Source organism: Arenimonas sp. (assembly GCF_035721105.1).
In the GTDB taxonomy this organism is placed as follows: domain Bacteria; phylum Pseudomonadota; class Gammaproteobacteria; order Xanthomonadales; family Xanthomonadaceae; genus Arenimonas.
Genome location: NZ_DASTNG010000017.1, coordinates 83,561 through 99,807, shown reverse-complemented (window position 1 = coordinate 99,807; position 16,247 = coordinate 83,561). Strand labels below are relative to the sequence as shown.

Genomic DNA, 16,247 nt, shown 5'->3' with positions numbered 1-16,247 from the left:
GGCACCCCGCCTGCATCCGCCGGTCAGCTGACGATGAAGCTGACGCGCATGTTCACGCGCCATTCGCTCACCGCGCCGTCGGCGCCGCAGACGACCTTGATGTCGTTGACCCAGGCGCCCTGGATGTTCTTGACGCTCTTGCCGACCTTCTTCAGGCCGGCCTGCACGGCATCCTCGATGCCTTTCTTGGACGAGGAGGACACTTCGATCACCTTGGTGACGGTAGCCATGACGCTCTCCATTCCTGCCCGGTGGCGGGCCGGTCGACTATACGCCCGCCCCGCCGGGGAGGCTGGCGTAGCCGGCGCGGTAGTCGGGGAAGGCCGGGGTCCAGCCGGTGGCGCGCAGGCGGCCGTTGGCCACGCGGCGGCCGGTGGCGGGCCCCGCCGCCCCGGCGGCCAGCGGCGGCAGGCCGTCGCGGGCGCGCAACCAGGCCAGCACGTCCTGCTCCAGGGCCGGCAGGTCGTCATTGCCCAGCAGCAGGCGCGGCGGCGCGGCCAGGTCGAGCAGGTGCGACAGCGCCGCGGCGGCGTCGTCGGCATGGATGCGGTTGGTCCAGCGGCGCGCGCCGGGCTGGTCGCCGCGGGCCTTGCGCAGCAGGGCGCCGCGGCCGGGGCCGTAGATGCCCGAGCAGCGCAGCGTGGTCGCGCCCGGATGCCCGGCCAGCGACTGCTCGGCCTCCAGCAGCACGCGACCGTTGAAGGCCGGTGGCCGCGCCGGCGTGTCCTCGTCGACCCACTCGCCGGCGTCCTCGGCGTAGACGGCGGTGGAGGACACGAACACGACGCGCGCAGGGCGGCAGGCGTCGATCGCCCGGCGCAGGCCGTCGAGGTACAGGGCGCGATAGGCGGCCTCGTCGCGGACGTCGGGCGCGGCGCAAAACACCAGCGCCGCCACGCCGTGCGGCAGGGCCGCCAGGCCGTCGCCGGTGGCCAGGTCGGCGCGCTGCCAGCGAAGCCCGGGCAGCGCCTCGCCGACGCCGCGGCGCAGCGCGACCACCTCGTCGCCGCGCGCGATCCGGCGCCGCGCCAGGCGCAGCCCGACGTCACCCGCGCCGGCGACCACCACCGGTCCGGCGCTCATCGCGGCACCCGCGGCGCAGGGTGGAACGCGGGCATCGGGTTCGACGAAGCATTCATGCCGGGATGCTAGCATCGCGTCCCATGAATCCCGCTCCCAACCTCGTCCTGGTCGGCCCGATGGGCGCCGGCAAGACCTCGATCGGCAAGCGCCTCGCGGTGCGGCTGGGCCTGGTCTTCGTCGACTGCGACCACCGCCTGGAGGAAGTCACCGGCGCCGCGGTGCCGCTGATCTTCGAGTGCGAGGGCGAGGCCGGCTTCCGCGCCCGCGAGACGGCGCTGATCGCCGACCTGATGCGCGGCCAGGGCCAGCTGATCGCCACCGGCGGCGGTGCGGTGCTGGCCGAGGCCAACCGCAAGCGGCTCAGCGAACGCGGCTTCGTGGTCAACCTGCAGGTCAGCGTGGCCCAGCAGATCGAGCGCCTGGGCCGCGACCGCAGCCGGCCGCTGCTGGCGGTGGGCGACAAGCGCGCCAAGCTTGAATCGCTGGCGGTCGAGCGCGGCCCGATCTACCGCGACCTCGCCGACCTGGCCTTCGACGCCGACGGCCTGAGCGTCGCCATCGCCGCCGAGCGCCTGGGCGCCCTGGTCGAACAGCGCTGGCAGCGCACGGAAGCCGCCTGATGGCCGTGCACGAGCTACAAGTCGAACTGGGCGCACGCGCCTACCCGATCCGCATCGGCCGCGGCCTGCTGGATGCGCCCGAGGCGCTGGCCGCGCTGGTCACGGGCCGCCACGCGCTGGTCGTCACCGACGGCAACGTCGCGCCGCACTACCTGGCGCGGGTGCAGGCGGCGCTGGCCGGCAAGACGCTGCAGGTGAAGGTGCTGCCGCCGGGCGAACAGGAGAAGACGCTGGCGCGCTTCAACGAGCTGATCGCCACGCTGGCCGCGATGGGCGCCAGCCGCGACACCACCGTCATCGCCCTGGGCGGCGGCGTGGTCGGCGACCTGGCCGGCTTCGCCGCGGCCTGCTGGATGCGCGGGGTGCGCTTCGTGCAGCTGCCCACCACGCTGCTGGCGATGGTCGATTCCTCGGTCGGCGGCAAGACCGCGGTCGACCTGCCGCAGGGCAAGAACCTGGTCGGCGCCTTCCACCAGCCGGCGGCCGTGCTGGCCGACACCGCCACCCTCGACACCCTGCCCGAGCGCGAGCTCAGCGCCGGGCTGGCCGAGGTGGTGAAGTACGGCGCGATCGCCGATGCCGGGTTCTTCGCCTGGCTCGAGGACAACGCCGAGGCGCTGATGGCGCGCAACCCGGATGCGCTGGCCCACGCCATCGCCACCAGCTGCCGGCACAAGGCCGGCATCGTCGCCCGCGACGAGACCGAGCAGGGCGAGCGGATGCTGCTCAACTTCGGCCACACCTTCGGCCACGCGATCGAGACCGAACAGGCTTACGGCGGCCTGCTCCACGGCGAGGCGATCGCGGTGGGCATGGTGCTGGCGGCGCGACTGTCGGCCGACCGCGGCCGCGCGCCTTGGTCCGACACGGCGCGGCTGGCGGCCCTGCTTGAGCGCTTCGACCTGCCGGTGGCGCTGCCCGCCGGCCTCTCGGCCCAGGCGCTGTTGGCGCACATGGCGCTGGACAAGAAGGCCGTCTCCGGCCGGATCCGCCTGATCCTCTGGGCCGGCCTGGGCCAGGCCGAAGTCGTCCCCGACGTCCCGGCCGCCGAAATCCTCCCCGTCCTCGAAGCCTGACCCCCTCCCCCTCCGCCTCCCCTGTAGGAGCGCCTTCAGGCGCGAATCTTTTGATTCTTTGGCGCCGGACCCGCCTGTCGCGAAGGTCCGCCGTACGCGAGGGTCCTTTCCCGGGCACGCCGTGAACCCATCCATGGGGGCTCATCGAAAACGTCCGTGTTTTCGATGTCCCGGGAAAGGACCCTCGCGCACGGCGGACCGCGTGCCATCCGGGCCGGGCTGTCGAGTACGAAACACGCGCGAGCCCGCGGCCTCCACCCAGTGGAGCAGCGCCTGGAACTTGCCGGACTCCTGGACGTTCATCCCGGCCCGGCGGGCGATCGCCGGGAACGGGCCCGGAGCCAGGAACCGGGAACCAGCGAAGAGCTTCGCGCCTGAAGGCGCTCCTACAGGGGGGCTGCGGGGTAGAATGGGGCCTTATGCGCCTATTGATGCAGCAGAAACCCCTTGCCGGCGAAGCGCCGAAGTACGTCCAGCTGATGCTCCAGCAGGACCTGCTCGGCGGCTGGACGCTGCTGCGCGAAACCGGCCAGATCGGCGGCAAGGCCTCGCTCAAGCGCGAGCAGTACCTCGAGCGCGGCGCCGCCCTGTCCGCGTTCGAGAAAGCCCGCGATGCCCAGGTCCGCAAGGGCTTCCTGGTGATGTTCGCCCAAGGCGCCGACGCGCCCCGTTGACTGGATTTGCCGTGACCCTGAAGAACGATCGTTTCCTGCGCGCGCTGCGGCGCGAACCCGTGGACTGCACGCCCGTGTGGCTGATGCGCCAGGCCGGCCGCTACCTGCCGGAGTACCGCGCCACCCGCGCCCAGGCCGGCAGCTTCATGGGCCTGGCCACGAATCCGGAGCTGGCCTGCGAGGTCACGCTGCAGCCGCTGCGCCGCTACGCGCTCGACGCCGCGATCCTGTTCTCCGACATCCTCACGGTGCCCGATGCGATGGGCCTGGGGCTGTACTTCGCCGATGGCGAGGGTCCGAAGTTCGAGCGCCCGGTGCGCACGCCGGCCGACATCGCCAGGCTCGCGGTGCCCGACATGGGCAGCTCGCTGCGCTACGTCATGGACGCCGTGGCCCTGATCCGCCGCGAGCTCGACGGCAGCGTGCCGCTGATCGGCTTCTCCGGCAGCCCCTGGACGCTGGCCTGCTACATGGTCGAAGGCGGCGGCAGCAAGGATTTCGCCCGCATCAAGTCGATGGCGCTCAACGAGCCCGCCGCACTGCACCGCCTGCTCGAAGTCACCACCGACGCCGTCATCGCCTACCTCGCCGCGCAGCGCGCCGCGGGTGCGCAGGCGCTGCAGGTGTTTGATACCTGGGGCGGCGTGCTGGCCCCGCACGTTTACCGCGAGTTCTCGCTGCGCTACCTGCAGCGCATCGCCGCCGAGCTCCCGCGCGGCGACGGCGCCGAGCGCACGCCGCTGATCCTGTTCGGCAAGGGCAACGCGCCCTACCTCGAGGACCTGGCCGCGACCGGCACCGAAGGCCTGGGCGTGGACTGGACCGTGTCGCTGGGCGAGGCGCGCCGCCGCACCGGCGGCCGCGTCGCCCTGCAGGGCAACCTGGACCCGGCGACGCTGTACGCCTCGCCCGAGGGCATCCGCGCGGAAGTGAAGCGCGCGCTCGACGACTACGCCGCGGCCAACGGGGGCTCGTGCGCGGGCCACGTGTTCAACCTGGGCCACGGCATGTCGCCGGACATGGACCCGGCGCACGTGGGCGTGCTGGTCGACGCGGTGCACGACTTCAGCCGCCAGGCCTGAGCTCCGGCGGTCGCGCCGGGCCCAGCCCGGCAATGGCCAGCGCCAGCAGTTCGCCGGTGACCGGCTTGCGCAGGAAGCCATGCATGCCCGCCGCCCGGGCCTCGGGCTCGGCCTGGGGATCGGCGCGTGCGGTGAGCGCGAGCAGCGGCAGGGTTTCGCCGCGGGTGCGCAGCAGCCGCGCCAGCTGCAGGCCATCGAGGCCGGGCAGGTCCAGGTCGAGCACCGCCACGTCGTAGTGATCCGTCGCCAGTTCGGCCAGCGCGCCCAGCGCGTGCGGCACGTGGCGCACGCGGTGTCCCTGCTGCTGCAGCAGCGCGGCCACGACTTCGGCCACCACCGCATCATCCTCCACCAGCAGCAGGCGCCGGGGCGGCCCCGCGGCAGGCGGCAGCGCGCAGCCTGTCGCCGGTGCCGCGACCGCCGGCAGCGGCAGGCTGACCTGGAAATGCGCGCCCTGCCCCGGCGCGCTGTGCACCGAAATGCCGCCGCCCATCGCCACCGCCAACTCGCGGCAGATCGCCAGCCCCAGCCCGGTGCCGCCGCTGCCGCTGCCGGCGCCGCCCTGCTCGAAGCGCCGGAACAGCCGCGCCTGCTCCTCCGGCCCAAGGCCCGGGCCGTCGTCGTGCACGGACAGCACCAGGCCCTCGGGCTGCCGCGGCTCGACCCGCAGGCGCACCCCGCCCACGTCGCAGAACTTGATGGCGTTGTGACCGAGGTTGAACAGGATCTGCCGCAGCCGGGTGGCGTCGCCGAGCAGCGCCACCGGCAGCCCCGGCGCACAGGCCAGTTCGAAGCGCAGCCCCTTGGCTTCGGCCAGCGGGCGCAGCAGGTCGGCCACTTCGTCCAGCAGCGGCCGCAGCGTGAACGGGGCCAGCGCCAGCTCCAGCCGGCCGGCCTCGATGCGGGCCAGGTCGAGCGCGTCGTTCACCAGCCGCAGCAGGTGCTGGCCGGCGCGCTGGATGGCGGCGACCTGGCCGCGCTGGCGCGGATCCAGCGCCCCGCCCTGCAGCAGCTCGGCCATGCCCAGCACGCCGGTCATCGGCGTGCGGATCTCGTGGCCCAGGGTGGCCAGGAAGCGACTCTTGGCCTCGGAGTGCTGTTCGGCCAGCTGCTGCCGGGCCCGGGTCAGGCGCCAGGCCTCGCGGCGACGATGGCGCGCGCGCAGCTCGCGGCTGGCCAACGCCGCCAGCACCAGCGCCAGCAGGCCGAACAGGGCCAGCGCGTACTGGCCCTGCCACCACGGCGGCTCGACCCAGACCGCGAGGCCCGGCCGCTCGCGCCACGTGCCATCGCGGCCGGCCCAGGCGATGCGCAGCCGGTAGCTGCCGGGCGCCAGGCGCTGGAACAGGCGCTCGCCGAGGGGCTCGGGCTCGATCCAGCCGGGATCGTGGCCCTCGAGCCAGAAGCGGATGCGCGGCGACGTGGGCGACGACGATGGCACCAGCCGCACGCGAACGCGCAGCGCGTCGTCGTCCGGGGCCAGCCGCAGCAGCCGGGCATCGACCGGCAGCGCGTGGACCTTGCCGTCGACCAGCCTCTCCAGCGCGACCACCGCCAGCGCCGCGGGTTCGCGCGCCGCAGATAACGCCGGGGCCACCCCGGGCGCGCGCGGCAACGACGCATCCGGCATCACCGAGGGCGGCACCTCCGTCGCGAGCGCCATCGCCGCGGCCAGCATCGACGCCCCTGCCAGCGCCCGGACGCATCGCACGACGCCGCAGGGCTGCCCGCGACCCGCCTCGCCCTGCGCAACATTGGGTTTCGGGCCCATGCACCCTCCAGTCACCGCGTCGGCCTAGACTACGGCGAGGCCCGCGTCCGGGCTGTAGGAGAACGCCCATGGCGATCGGATCACGATGGCTGCCCGGTGTGCTGATGCTGGCCCTCGCCGGCCCGGCCGGTGCCGCCGCGCGCGAGTACCAGCTGGACCCGGTGCACACGCGCATCGCCTTCCAGGTCGACCACGCCGGACTGTCGCGGGCGATCGGCACGTTTTCCGGCGCCACGGGCACGCTGGTGTTCGACGAGGACGACTGGACCAGCGCCACGCTCGAGGTCGCCATCCCGCTCGAGAGCCTCGACCTCGGCGACGCGCAGTGGCGCGAGCGCGTGCTCGACCGCACCTTCCTCGACGCCGGCGGGCAGCCGGTGGCGCGCTTCGTGTCGACCCGGGTGGAGCCGACCGGCGAGGACCGCGCCCGCGTTTACGGCGACCTGAGCCTGCGCGGACAGACCCACGAGGTCACGCTGGACGTGACGCTGAACGCCCTCAAGCGGCATCCCCTCACCTTCAAGCGCACGGCCGGTTTTTCCGCCACCGGCACGCTGGTGCGCCAGGATTTCGGCATGACATCCTGGGCCCGCCTGGTCGGCGCCGAGGTCACGCTGCAGATCGAAGCCGAAGCCATCCGCGGCCGCGCCGACACCGACACCGACACCGACACCGACGACGACGACGCGACCCGGGCCGACACGCCCGATTCCACCCCCGCACGGGAGAACGACGATGCCGATCAAGAATGACGCCGACCGCTGGGGCTGGATCAGCCTGGGCATCCACTGGCTGACGGTGGTGATGGTGCTGGGCCTGGTGGTGGTCGGTTTCCTGATGCAGGAAATGCCGAACTCGCCGGCCAAGTTCAACCTCTATTCGATGCACAAGATGTTCGGCCTCACGGTGCTGGGGCTGACCGTGCTGCGGCTGCTTTGGCGGCTGTTCGCCGGGACGCCGGCGCCGGTGGCCGGCACGCCGCGCTGGCAGGCGGCCGCGGCCAGCCTCGCCCACGGCGCGCTCTACCTGATCCTGCTGGCGATGCCGGTCAGCGGCTGGCTCTACCACTCGGCCTCGGGCTATCCGCCGCGCAACCTCAGCTGGTTCGGCCTGTTCAAGCTGCCCAGCCTGAGCGATCGCGACGAAGGCCTGCGCGACGCCGCGCTGGCCGCGCACGAGTGGCTGTTCATCGCGCTGGCGGTCATCGTCACGGTGCATGCACTGGCCGCGCTGAAGCATCACTACGTCGATCGCGATCGCACCCTGGCGCGCATGCTGCCCCTGGCCAAGCCCGCGCCCAAACCCCAAGACCCGCCCGGAGCCTGACCATGCGCCTTCCCGTCTTCCTCGCCCTGCTGCTGGCCGCCGCCGGCGCCCACGCCGCCGACTACACCGCCCAGGCCGGTTCGACGCTGGGCTTCGAAGCCCAGTACCAGGGCGAAGCCATCGCCGGCAAATTCGCCCGGTTCACGCCGGCGATCCGCTTCGATCCGGCCAACCTGGCGACCTCGCGCTTCGACGTGCGCATCGACCTGGCCAGCGCCACCACCGGCAACCCCGACTACGACGGCGAACTGCGCGGCCAGTCCTTCCTCGACAGCGTCACCCGGCCCGAGGCCCGCTACGTCGCCACCCGTTTCCGCGCGCTCGGCGGCAACCGCTTCGTGGCCGAAGGCGAACTGACGCTGCGCGGCGTGACCCAGCCCGCGCCGCTCACCTTCACCTGGACCGCCGGCGCCCAGCCGGTGCTGGCGGGCGAAGCGGTGCTCAAGCGCCTGGCCTTCGAGGTCGGCGCCGGCGAGTGGAGCGATCCCGAGGTGATCCGCGACGAAGTGAAGGTCACCACGCGACTGGTGCTCGCGCCTTCGAACTGATTCACGGCCAGTACGCTTCGGGCCTGAAGGCCCTCCTGCAGATGCACCTCTGTAGGAGGGCCTCCAGGCCCGAAGCTTTTCAATCCGCCAGGAACGCGCGCACCGCCTCCGCGCCAAACGGCCACGCCAGCTCCCGGCCCGAATCCTCCCGCCGCAGCACCGGGATGCGTTCGCCGTAGCGCACTTCCAGCGCGGCATCGCCGTCGATCCACACCGATTCGAAGTCGGCCACGCCGGCGGCGGCCAGTGCGTCCCAGGCCAGGTCGCAAAGATGGCAGTCGTCGCGCTGGATCAGGGTCAATCGCATGGCGTGGCCGGCAGTTCGCCGGCGTACAGTCGCTTCGGCGGGATGGCGCATAGAATACGGTCCTTCCCAAGGAACCCGCATCCCCATGGCCGTCAGCGTCTTCGACCTCTTCAAGATCGGCATCGGGCCCTCGTCCTCGCACACGGTCGGGCCGATGCGCGCCGCGGCGCGCTTCACGCGCCACTGGCTGGAGGAAGGCGGGCTGCTGGCGCGCACGACGCGCGTGCGCGCCGAGGTGTTCGGCTCGCTGGCCCTCACCGGCCGCGGCCACGGCACCGACAAGGCCGTGCTGATGGGCCTCGAGGGCCACTGGCCGAACGAGATCGACCCCGACGTCATCCCCGCCGCGCTCGAGCGCATCCGCAAGCAAAAGAAGCTGCAGCTGCTCGGCCGGCACGAGATCGCCTTCGACGAAAAGCACGACCTGGTGATGAACAAACGCCAGAAGCTGCCCTTCCACACCAACGGCATGCGCTTCACCGCCTACGACGCCGCCGGCGACATCCTGGCCACGCGCGACTACTACTCGGTCGGCGGTGGCTTCGTGGTCAACACCGACGAGGCCGCCGAAGACCGCATCGTCGCCGACACCACCGAACTGCCCTACCCGTTCCACTCCGGCGACGAGCTGCTGCAGCGCTGCACCGACAGCGGCCTGGACATGGCCGGCATCATGCTGGCCAATGAAAAGGCCTGGCGCAGCGAGGACGAGATCACCGCCGGCCTGCGCGAGCTGTGGCAGGCCATGCAGGACTGCACCGCGCGCGGCATCCGCGAGAAAGGCACCCTGCCCGGCGGCCTGCACGTGGCGCGCCGCGCGCCGTCGCTGCACGCCGAGCTGGCGTCCAAGCCCGAGGCCGGCATGCGCGACCCGCTCACCGTGCTCGACTGGGTGAACCTGTACGCGCTGGCCGTGAACGAAGAGAACGCCGCCGGCGGCCGCGTCGTCACCGCGCCCACCAACGGCGCCGCCGGCATCATCCCGGCCGTGCTGCACTACTACGACCGTTTCTGCCCGGGCTCGAACGAGAAGGGCGTGTTCACCTTCCTGCTCACCGCCGCGGCCATCGGCATCCTCTACAAGGAAAACGCCTCGATCTCCGGCGCCGAGGTCGGCTGCCAGGGCGAAGTGGGCGTGGCCTGCTCGATGGCCGCCGCCGGCCTGGCCGCCGCCCTCGGCGGCAGCCCGGGCCAGGTCGAGAACGCCGCCGAGATCGGCATGGAGCACAACCTGGGCCTGACCTGCGACCCGATCGGCGGCCTGGTCCAGATCCCCTGCATCGAGCGCAATGCGATGGGCGCGGTGAAGGCCATCAACGCCTCGCGCATGGCCCTGCGCGGCGACGGCAAGCACAAGGTCTCGCTGGACAAGGTCATCAAGACCATGCGCGACACCGGCCGCGACATGCAGGACAAGTACAAGGAAACCAGCCGCGGCGGACTGGCGGTCAACGTCATCGAGTGCTGAGCGACCCGGCCGGAGGGGGACCGGGGTCACGGTGCAGGACATCCGTGCTTGCCGGTGGCGGGGGGTTGGCGCGATAGTCAAAGCCAGCCTGCCGCGGAGTGCCCCCGTGCCGATCTCGCGCCTAGTCCGACCCTGGCTCCTTTGCCTGCTGGCGCTGCTGGCCGCGGGGCGGGCGGTTGCGCTGGACCCCGACAAGGCCTTCCACCACTACGTCCGCAACACCTGGAGCATCGAACAGGGGCTGCCGCAGATCAGCGCCCTGGCCATCGCCCAGGACCGCCAGGGCTACGTGTGGGTGGGCACCCAGTCCGGCCTGGCCCGCTTCGACGGGGTCCGCTTCACCGTCTACACGCCCGACAGCGCGCCCGGCCTGCCCGGCCTGTGGATCCATGACCTGCTGGTGGACCCGGAAAACCGGCTCTGGGTCTCGACCTACCGCGGCGTGGCCGTGCACGAGGCCGGCCGGTTCCGCACCCTCCCGCTGGCGGGGGCCGAGCCCGGCGGCTTCACCGACACCCGCGACCTGGTCCTTACCGATCGCGGCGAACTGCTGGTAGCGGCCCAGACGGGCGTGCTGCGCGTGCAGGACGACACGCTGGTGCTGGCCTATCCGCTGCCGCGCCCGGCCACCGCCCTGCTGGCCAGCGGCGACGACCTGTGGGTCGGGCAGCGCGGCCGGGTGGTGAGGCTGGCGGGCGGCGCCAGCGAGATCATGCCGCTGCCCGCGGGCGACGAGGACACCGTGGTCACCGAGCTGCTGCAGGCCCAGGGCCGGCTGTGGGCGGGCACCAGCGGCGGCCTGTTCTATCGCGAAGGCGACCAGTGGAAGCGGCATGAAGGTGGCGCGCCGCTGTCGCGCGCGCCGATCGAGGCGATGTTCGAGGACCGCGACGGCAACCTGTGGGTCGGCATGGTCGAGGACCTGGCGCGCCTGCGCAACGGCCGCGTGCGCGAGCTGGTCACCGGCGAGGTCGACGCTGCGGCGGTGCGCGCGATGTTCGAGGACCGCGAGGGCAATCTCTGGTTCGGCGGCCAGTGGGAGGGCCTGACCCGCGTGTGGAACGGCTGGACCCGCCGCTACGGCAGCCGCGAAGGCCTCGAAGACCCGGTGCTATGGTCGGTGGCGCGCGGCCCCGACGGCCGGCTCTGGGCCGGCAGCAATTCCGGGCTGAGCGTGATGGAGGGCGGCCGCTTCCGCGAGGTGGTGAGCGGCGACCAGCTGCCGCACCCCAATGCCTACACCCTGCTGCCCGAGGAGGATGCGGTCTGGATCGGCACCCGCCGCGGCCTGGCGGTGCTGCGCGGCGAGCGCCTGGAGCGGCCGAAGGCCTTCAACGCCTTCCGCGGCGCGCAGGTGAACGGCATCCTGCGCGACCACCGCGGCGCGCTGTGGTTCGCCACCAGCCAGGGCCTGTACCGGCAGGCCCGCGACGAGCTGCGCGGCTTCGGCGCGGCCGACGGCCTGCGCGACCCGCGCACCCGCCTGCTGCACGAGACCCGCGACGGCCGCCTGGTGCTGGGCACGCAAAGCGGCCTGTACGAAGTGATCGGCGACCGCATCAAGCCCCTCGGCCTCGACACCGGCCTGGGCCCCGACGTCGACGTCACCGCCATCCACGAACTGGCCGACGGCGAGCTGGTCGTCGGCACGCTGTCCGAGGAAGTCTTCCTGTCGCGCAAGGGCCGCTGGACCCGCTTCGGCGTCGAGCAGGGCATGCCGGTGAACGCGGCCTTCTTCATCACCCACGACCGCCAGGGCTACCTGTGGGTCGCCGGCATCCGCGGCATCCAGCGCATCCGCCTGCGCGAGATGTTCGCCGTGGCCGACGGCGAGGCCGAGCGCGTGCAGGGCGAGATGCTGCTCAACGAGCGCGGCGATCGCCGCGGCGGCCAGAAGGGCGACTGCTGCAACGGCGCCGGCAATGCCAAGGGCTTCCTGTTCGGCGGCGAGCTGTACCTGCCGACCCGCAGCGGCCTGGTGGTGATGTCGACCGAGGGCATCATCAAGAGCGAAGTGGCGCCGCGCACCCTGATCGAGCGCGTGCGGGTCGGGGACGCGTGGCGCGTGGCCGATCCCACCGCCCCGTGGCGACTGGGCCAGGACGACCGCGACCTGAGCTTCGACTTCACCGTGCTCAGCTTCCAGGATCCCAAGAGCGTGGAGCTGCGCTACCGCCTGGTCGGCTACGACGACGACTGGCGCGATCTCGAGGACGTCACCCGCCGCAGCGTGAACTACACCAACCTGCCGCCCGGCTCCTACGTCTTCGAGGCCTACGGCGCCAACAGCGCCGGGGTCTGGAGCCCGGCGCCGGCCCAGCTGGGCTTCCACATCCAGCCGCGCTTCCACGAGACCGGGCTGTTCCAGCTGCTGGTGGCCGGCGTGCTGGCCAGCCTGGTCTACGCCGGCTACCGGCGCCAACAGGGCGCGCACCAGCGCCAGCGCGAATCGCTCGAAGCCCTGGTCAGCCAGCGCACCGAGGCGCTGGAGGTGGCCAACTTCCGGCTCGAGGAGGCCAGCCAGACCGACCCGCTGACCGGCCTGCGCAACCGCCGCTACCTGGCCAACCAGATCCCGGCCGACATCGCCTACTACGACCGCGAAGTCGTGCGCCGCGCCACCCCGGGCGAAGTGATGGTGTTCGCCCTGGTCGACGTGGACCACTTCAAGGCCGTCAACGACCGCTACGGCCACGCCGCCGGCGACCGCGTGCTGCAGCAGTTCGCCCAGGTCCTGGGCCACCTGGTGCGCACCGGCGACTACATCGCGCGCTGGGGCGGCGAGGAGTTCCTGGTCGTGTTCCGACCCATGCCGAACCGGCACCTGCCGATCCTGGGCGAGCGCATCCGCCAGGCCATCGCCAGCCACCGCTTCGACGTCGGCACGGACGAGCCGATCTCGCTCACCTGCTCGATCGGCTTCATCGAATGCCCGCTGTTCCGGGACGCCCGCGGCAGCCTGGGCTGGGAGCAGATGGTGGAGCTGGCCGACCGCGCCCTGTACCACGTGAAGGCCCACGGCCGGAACGGCTGGGCCGCCTACCGGCCCCTGCCCCACGCCGACCTGCCCGGGCTGCTGGCCGCCCTTCAGAACGGCGAGGCCGACCTGCTGGCCTCGGGCAAGTTCGAGCTGCTGGGCTCGGACGGGGTGCGCGCCCCCTAGTCGGGGGCGGGTCCCGCGGCCTATCCTCGGGGCATGCAACAGCACACCCGCCGGATCGGACTGTTCGCCCTCTTGGTGGCGCTGTACGTGGCCGGCGGCGCCTATTCCCACGCACTGATCGACGGCACCGACGAGGTCACGCTGTTCTGGCCCGCCTCGGGCGTGGCGCTGGCGGGCGTGATGCGGTTCGGCGTGCGCTGGGCGGTGTTCGTGCCGATCGGCGGGCTGCTGGTGCACCTGCTGTTCGCGCCGGTGCCGCTCGGTTTCCTGCCCTGGTCGCTGGCCAGCAATTTCATCGGCGTGCTGGTGGGGGCGTCGCTGCTCAAGCGCGCCCAGGGCAACGACCCGCTGACGGTCGACTTCGGCCTGCGGGCGCTGGCCGGCGGCATGGCGATGGCGCTCACCAGCGCCGCCATCGGCACGGTGGGCATGGTGCAGGCCGGCCTGATCCCCCTGGCGGGGCTGCCGGCCGCGGTGGCCACCTGGTTCCTGGGCGACCTGCTGGGCGTGGCCAGCGTGGCGCCGGCGGTGCTGCTGGCGCTGGCCCGCCGCGAACGCCGCCGGGTCGGCGACGGCACCGGCTACGCGGCCGAGCCCGAGCAGCTGCTGTGGAACGTGGTGATGGCCGCCAGCTACCTGCTGATGGCCTGGGTCGGCAGCCTGGGCGGCAACTATGCGCTCGGCCTGGTGGCGCTGCCGCTGGGCGTGCTGGTGTGGAGCGCGCTGCGCTTCCCGCCGCTGCACACGGCGCTGGCGATCGCCGTGACCATGCTGCTGGTGGCCGGCATGGCCGGCATGGCGCTGGCGGGCTACCCGGCGCCGGCGCACACCCGCGACAGCATCAGCCTGCTGTCCTTCCTGATCGCGGTGGCGGCGCTGCCGATGATCCTCTCGTTCGCGATGCACCAGCAGCGCACCGGCGCCGCCCACCTGATCCAGCGCGCCAACACCGACCCGCTGACCGGCCTGGCCAACCGCAACGCCTTCGAGGAGCAGGTGCGCGCCGCACTGGCCGAGCTCGGCGCGCCGCAGATGGCGCTGGCCTACCTGGACCTGGACCACTTCAAGCTGATCAACGACACCGCCAGCCACGTCGCCGGCGACAGCATGATCCGCGGCGTGGCCGGGGTGATCGAGGCGCACCGCCACCGCGGCGACCTGCTGGCCCGCACCGGCGGCGACGAGTTCGCGCTGCTGCTGCGCAACTGCACGCCGATGGTGGCCGAGGACCGCGCCCGCGCCCTGCTGCGCGCCATCGAGGGCTATCGCTGCGGCTGGGACGGGCAGATGCTGGCCACCACCGCCAGCGTCGGCCTGGTGTCCTGCCAGCCCGGCCAGTGCGACTACGCGCAGCTGCTGTCGCAGGCCGATGCCGCCTGCTTCACCGCCAAGGAACAGGGCGGCAACCGGGTCTGCCTGGCCAGCCTCGACGGCGGCGAGCTGCTCGACCGCACCGCCGCGATGAAGTGGGTGGTACGCATCCGCGAGTCGCTCGAGCACCACGCGCTGGAGCTGCACTGCCAGAGCATCGTGCCGCTGCGCGAGGGCCTGCAGGAGGGCCGCCACTTCGAGGTGCTGCTGCGACTGCGCGACCCGCGCACGGGCGAGCTGATGATGCCGGGGCGCTTCATGCCCGCGGCCGAGCGCTTCCACCTGGGCACGCGCATCGACCGCGAGGTGATCGGCCGGACCCTGGACTGGATGGCCACCAACCCGGACGCCGCCGCCACCGTGCATACCTGCGCCATCAACCTCTCGGGCGATGCGCTGATCGACGACGGCTTCATCGGCTACGTGGCCGAACGCCTGCGGCGCGGGAATTTCCCGGGCAGCAAGCTGTGCTTCGAGGTCACCGAAACCAGCGCGGTGCGCGACCTGGCCCGGGCCCAGCGCTTCATCACCGAGATGCGCTCGCTGGGCTGCCGCTTCGCCCTCGATGACTTCGGCACCGGCTTCTGCTCGTTCAACTACGTGCAGGCGCTGGACGTGGACTACTTCAAGATCGACGGCAGCTTCGTGCGCGACATGGACACCTCGCCGCTGTCGCTGGCGGTGGTGCGCTCGATCAACGAGATCGCGCACGTGCTGGGCAAGCACAGCATCGCCGAGCACACCGAGTCCGAAGCCCAGCGCAAGGCGCTGGCCGCGATGGGCGTGGACTATGCGCAGGGCCACGCGGTGGACCGGCCGCTGCCGATCGGCACCTATTTCGCGGCGCCGGCGCGGGGCTTCTGGGAGTGAAGGCCTGGCGCTGGCTGGCCTGCGCCCTGCTGGGCGTCGTCGGCCCCGCCGTCGCGGATGACGACAGCCCGGCCGAGCTGGTGATCGAGCGCCGCGGCCAGGACGTGGTCGCCTACGCCGTGAACCGGCTGGCCGGCCCGGTGGAAGTCGAGCTCAACGCGCTGGAGCTGGTCGACATGGCCAACGACACCGCCCTGCCCCTGCGCCAGGTGCTGCCGCCGCGGGCGCGGGTGCGGCTGGTCCGGCTGACGGCGCTGTCGGCCAATGCCCGGCAGTCGCTGCGCCTGGACGCCACCGCCGGCGAACCGGGCCAGGTCGCGCGCGACGTGGTCTATTCGCTGCCGGTGGACGAGCGCCGCTTCGAGCTGGGCCAGGGCTTCCACGGTGGCTTCAGCCACCAGGACCGCGCCAACCGCTACGCCGTCGACCTGATCGTGCCCGAGGGCACGCCGGTGCTGGCCGCCCGCGCCGGCGTGGTGATGCAGGCCGAGGGCAACTTCCGCGAAGGCGGGGTTGACCCGGCCCTGGCCAACCGCGCCAACCTCATCCGGGTCCTGCACGAGGACGGCAGCATGGCGCTGTACGCCCACCTGCAGCCGGACGGGGTCTTCGTCCGCCCGGGCGACACGGTGTCGCTGGGGCAGGTCATCGGTCGCACCGGCAACACGGGCTACTCCAGCGGGCCGCATCTGCATTTCGCGGTCCAGGTCAATGCTGGGCTGGCCTTGGCCGCCATTCCTTTTCGCATGGTCGGGCCGGCTGGCTTCCTGCCGTTGGAGTAAGAGCGGTTTACACGGATCAGAGCGGAAAAGGCGGATAAGAGCCGATAAGGCTTGAGTGGTTTTCGGCGGTTTTTGGGTGCTGGCGTGGATCAGACCATCTTTTGCT

Annotated in this window: 15 protein-coding genes; 11 read left to right on the top strand and 4 right to left on the bottom strand. The window is 72.4% G+C overall.

Going from position 1 to position 16,247, the window contains the following annotated elements:
* Positions 1-23: 23 nt before the first annotated feature.
* Both VFQ84_RS02010 and VFQ84_RS02005 read right to left on the bottom strand, forming a co-directional pair.
* Entirely contained in the window at positions 24-230 is a 207-nt protein-coding gene (locus VFQ84_RS02010) for a dodecin family protein (protein WP_325128685.1), read from the bottom strand.
* Between the two features lie 37 nt (positions 231-267).
* The gene (locus VFQ84_RS02005; RefSeq protein WP_325128683.1) at positions 268-1,083 is read right to left on the bottom strand and encodes an NAD-dependent epimerase/dehydratase family protein; all 816 of its coding nucleotides are present in this window, start codon (positions 1,081-1,083) and stop codon (positions 268-270) included.
* 80 nt (positions 1,084-1,163) lie between these two features.
* On the opposite strand from VFQ84_RS02005, the gene VFQ84_RS02000 reads away from it, so the two are divergent.
* The 4 genes from VFQ84_RS02000 to hemE all read left to right on the top strand — a co-directional run bounded on the left by VFQ84_RS02000 (position 1,164) and on the right by hemE (position 4,535).
* Positions 1,164-1,703, top strand: a complete 540-nt coding sequence (locus VFQ84_RS02000; protein ID WP_325128681.1) for a shikimate kinase — start codon at positions 1,164-1,166, stop codon at positions 1,701-1,703.
* Positions 1,703-2,779, top strand: coding sequence for a 3-dehydroquinate synthase (gene aroB / locus VFQ84_RS01995; RefSeq protein ID WP_325128679.1), 1,077 nt, complete (start codon positions 1,703-1,705; stop codon positions 2,777-2,779). Before VFQ84_RS02000 ends, aroB begins: the two co-directional genes overlap by 1 nt.
* Positions 2,780-3,198: 419 nt before the next feature.
* Positions 3,199-3,453: a WGR domain-containing protein gene (locus VFQ84_RS01990; protein WP_325128676.1), complete on the top strand. Its 255-nt coding sequence runs from the start codon at positions 3,199-3,201 to the stop codon at positions 3,451-3,453.
* Between the two features lie 11 nt (positions 3,454-3,464).
* The gene (gene hemE, locus VFQ84_RS01985) at positions 3,465-4,535 is read left to right on the top strand and encodes a uroporphyrinogen decarboxylase (protein ID WP_325128674.1); all 1,071 of its coding nucleotides are present in this window, start codon (positions 3,465-3,467) and stop codon (positions 4,533-4,535) included.
* Here hemE and VFQ84_RS01980 read toward each other — a convergent pair.
* Positions 4,519-6,306, bottom strand: a complete 1,788-nt coding sequence (locus tag VFQ84_RS01980) for an ATP-binding protein (protein WP_325128672.1) — start codon at positions 6,304-6,306, stop codon at positions 4,519-4,521. The two genes, hemE and VFQ84_RS01980, sit on opposite strands and share 17 nt — an antisense overlap.
* A 68-nt stretch (positions 6,307-6,374) precedes the next feature.
* On the opposite strand from VFQ84_RS01980, the gene VFQ84_RS01975 reads away from it, so the two are divergent.
* The 3 genes from VFQ84_RS01975 to VFQ84_RS01965 are packed head-to-tail and all read left to right on the top strand — an operon-like array spanning position 6,375 to position 8,180.
* Entirely contained in the window at positions 6,375-7,058 is a 684-nt protein-coding gene (locus tag VFQ84_RS01975) for a YceI family protein (protein WP_325128670.1), read from the top strand.
* Complete coding sequence (locus VFQ84_RS01970) at positions 7,042-7,632, top strand: cytochrome b (protein WP_325128667.1); 591 nt, start codon at positions 7,042-7,044, stop codon at positions 7,630-7,632. The genes VFQ84_RS01975 and VFQ84_RS01970 overlap by 17 nt, the downstream gene beginning before the upstream one ends.
* A 2-nt stretch (positions 7,633-7,634) precedes the next feature.
* Entirely contained in the window at positions 7,635-8,180 is a 546-nt protein-coding gene (locus tag VFQ84_RS01965; protein ID WP_325128665.1) for a YceI family protein, read from the top strand.
* Between the two features lie 79 nt (positions 8,181-8,259).
* On the opposite strand, the gene VFQ84_RS01960 is transcribed toward VFQ84_RS01965, so the two are convergent.
* A complete protein-coding gene (locus VFQ84_RS01960) occupies positions 8,260-8,487 on the bottom strand; it encodes a glutaredoxin family protein (protein WP_325128663.1) in 228 nt (75 codons plus the stop codon).
* Positions 8,488-8,572: 85 nt separating this feature from the next.
* Here VFQ84_RS01960 and VFQ84_RS01955 point away from each other — a divergent pair, with 85 nt between their 5' ends.
* From VFQ84_RS01955 to VFQ84_RS01940, 4 genes are all read left to right on the top strand, one after another.
* Entirely contained in the window at positions 8,573-9,955 is a 1,383-nt protein-coding gene (locus tag VFQ84_RS01955) for an L-serine ammonia-lyase (protein ID WP_325128661.1), read from the top strand.
* A gap of 106 nt (positions 9,956-10,061) precedes the next feature.
* Positions 10,062-13,118 carry a diguanylate cyclase gene (locus tag VFQ84_RS01950; protein WP_325128659.1) on the top strand — a complete coding sequence of 1,019 codons (3,057 nt, stop codon included), beginning with the start codon at positions 10,062-10,064 and terminating at the stop codon, positions 13,116-13,118.
* A gap of 33 nt (positions 13,119-13,151) precedes the next feature.
* Entirely contained in the window at positions 13,152-15,359 is a 2,208-nt protein-coding gene (locus tag VFQ84_RS01945; protein ID WP_325128657.1) for a putative bifunctional diguanylate cyclase/phosphodiesterase, read from the top strand.
* A complete protein-coding gene (locus tag VFQ84_RS01940; protein ID WP_325128655.1) occupies positions 15,356-16,141 on the top strand; it encodes a M23 family metallopeptidase in 786 nt (261 codons plus the stop codon). The genes VFQ84_RS01945 and VFQ84_RS01940 overlap by 4 nt, the downstream gene beginning before the upstream one ends.
* The last annotated feature ends 106 nt before the right edge of the window (positions 16,142-16,247 follow it).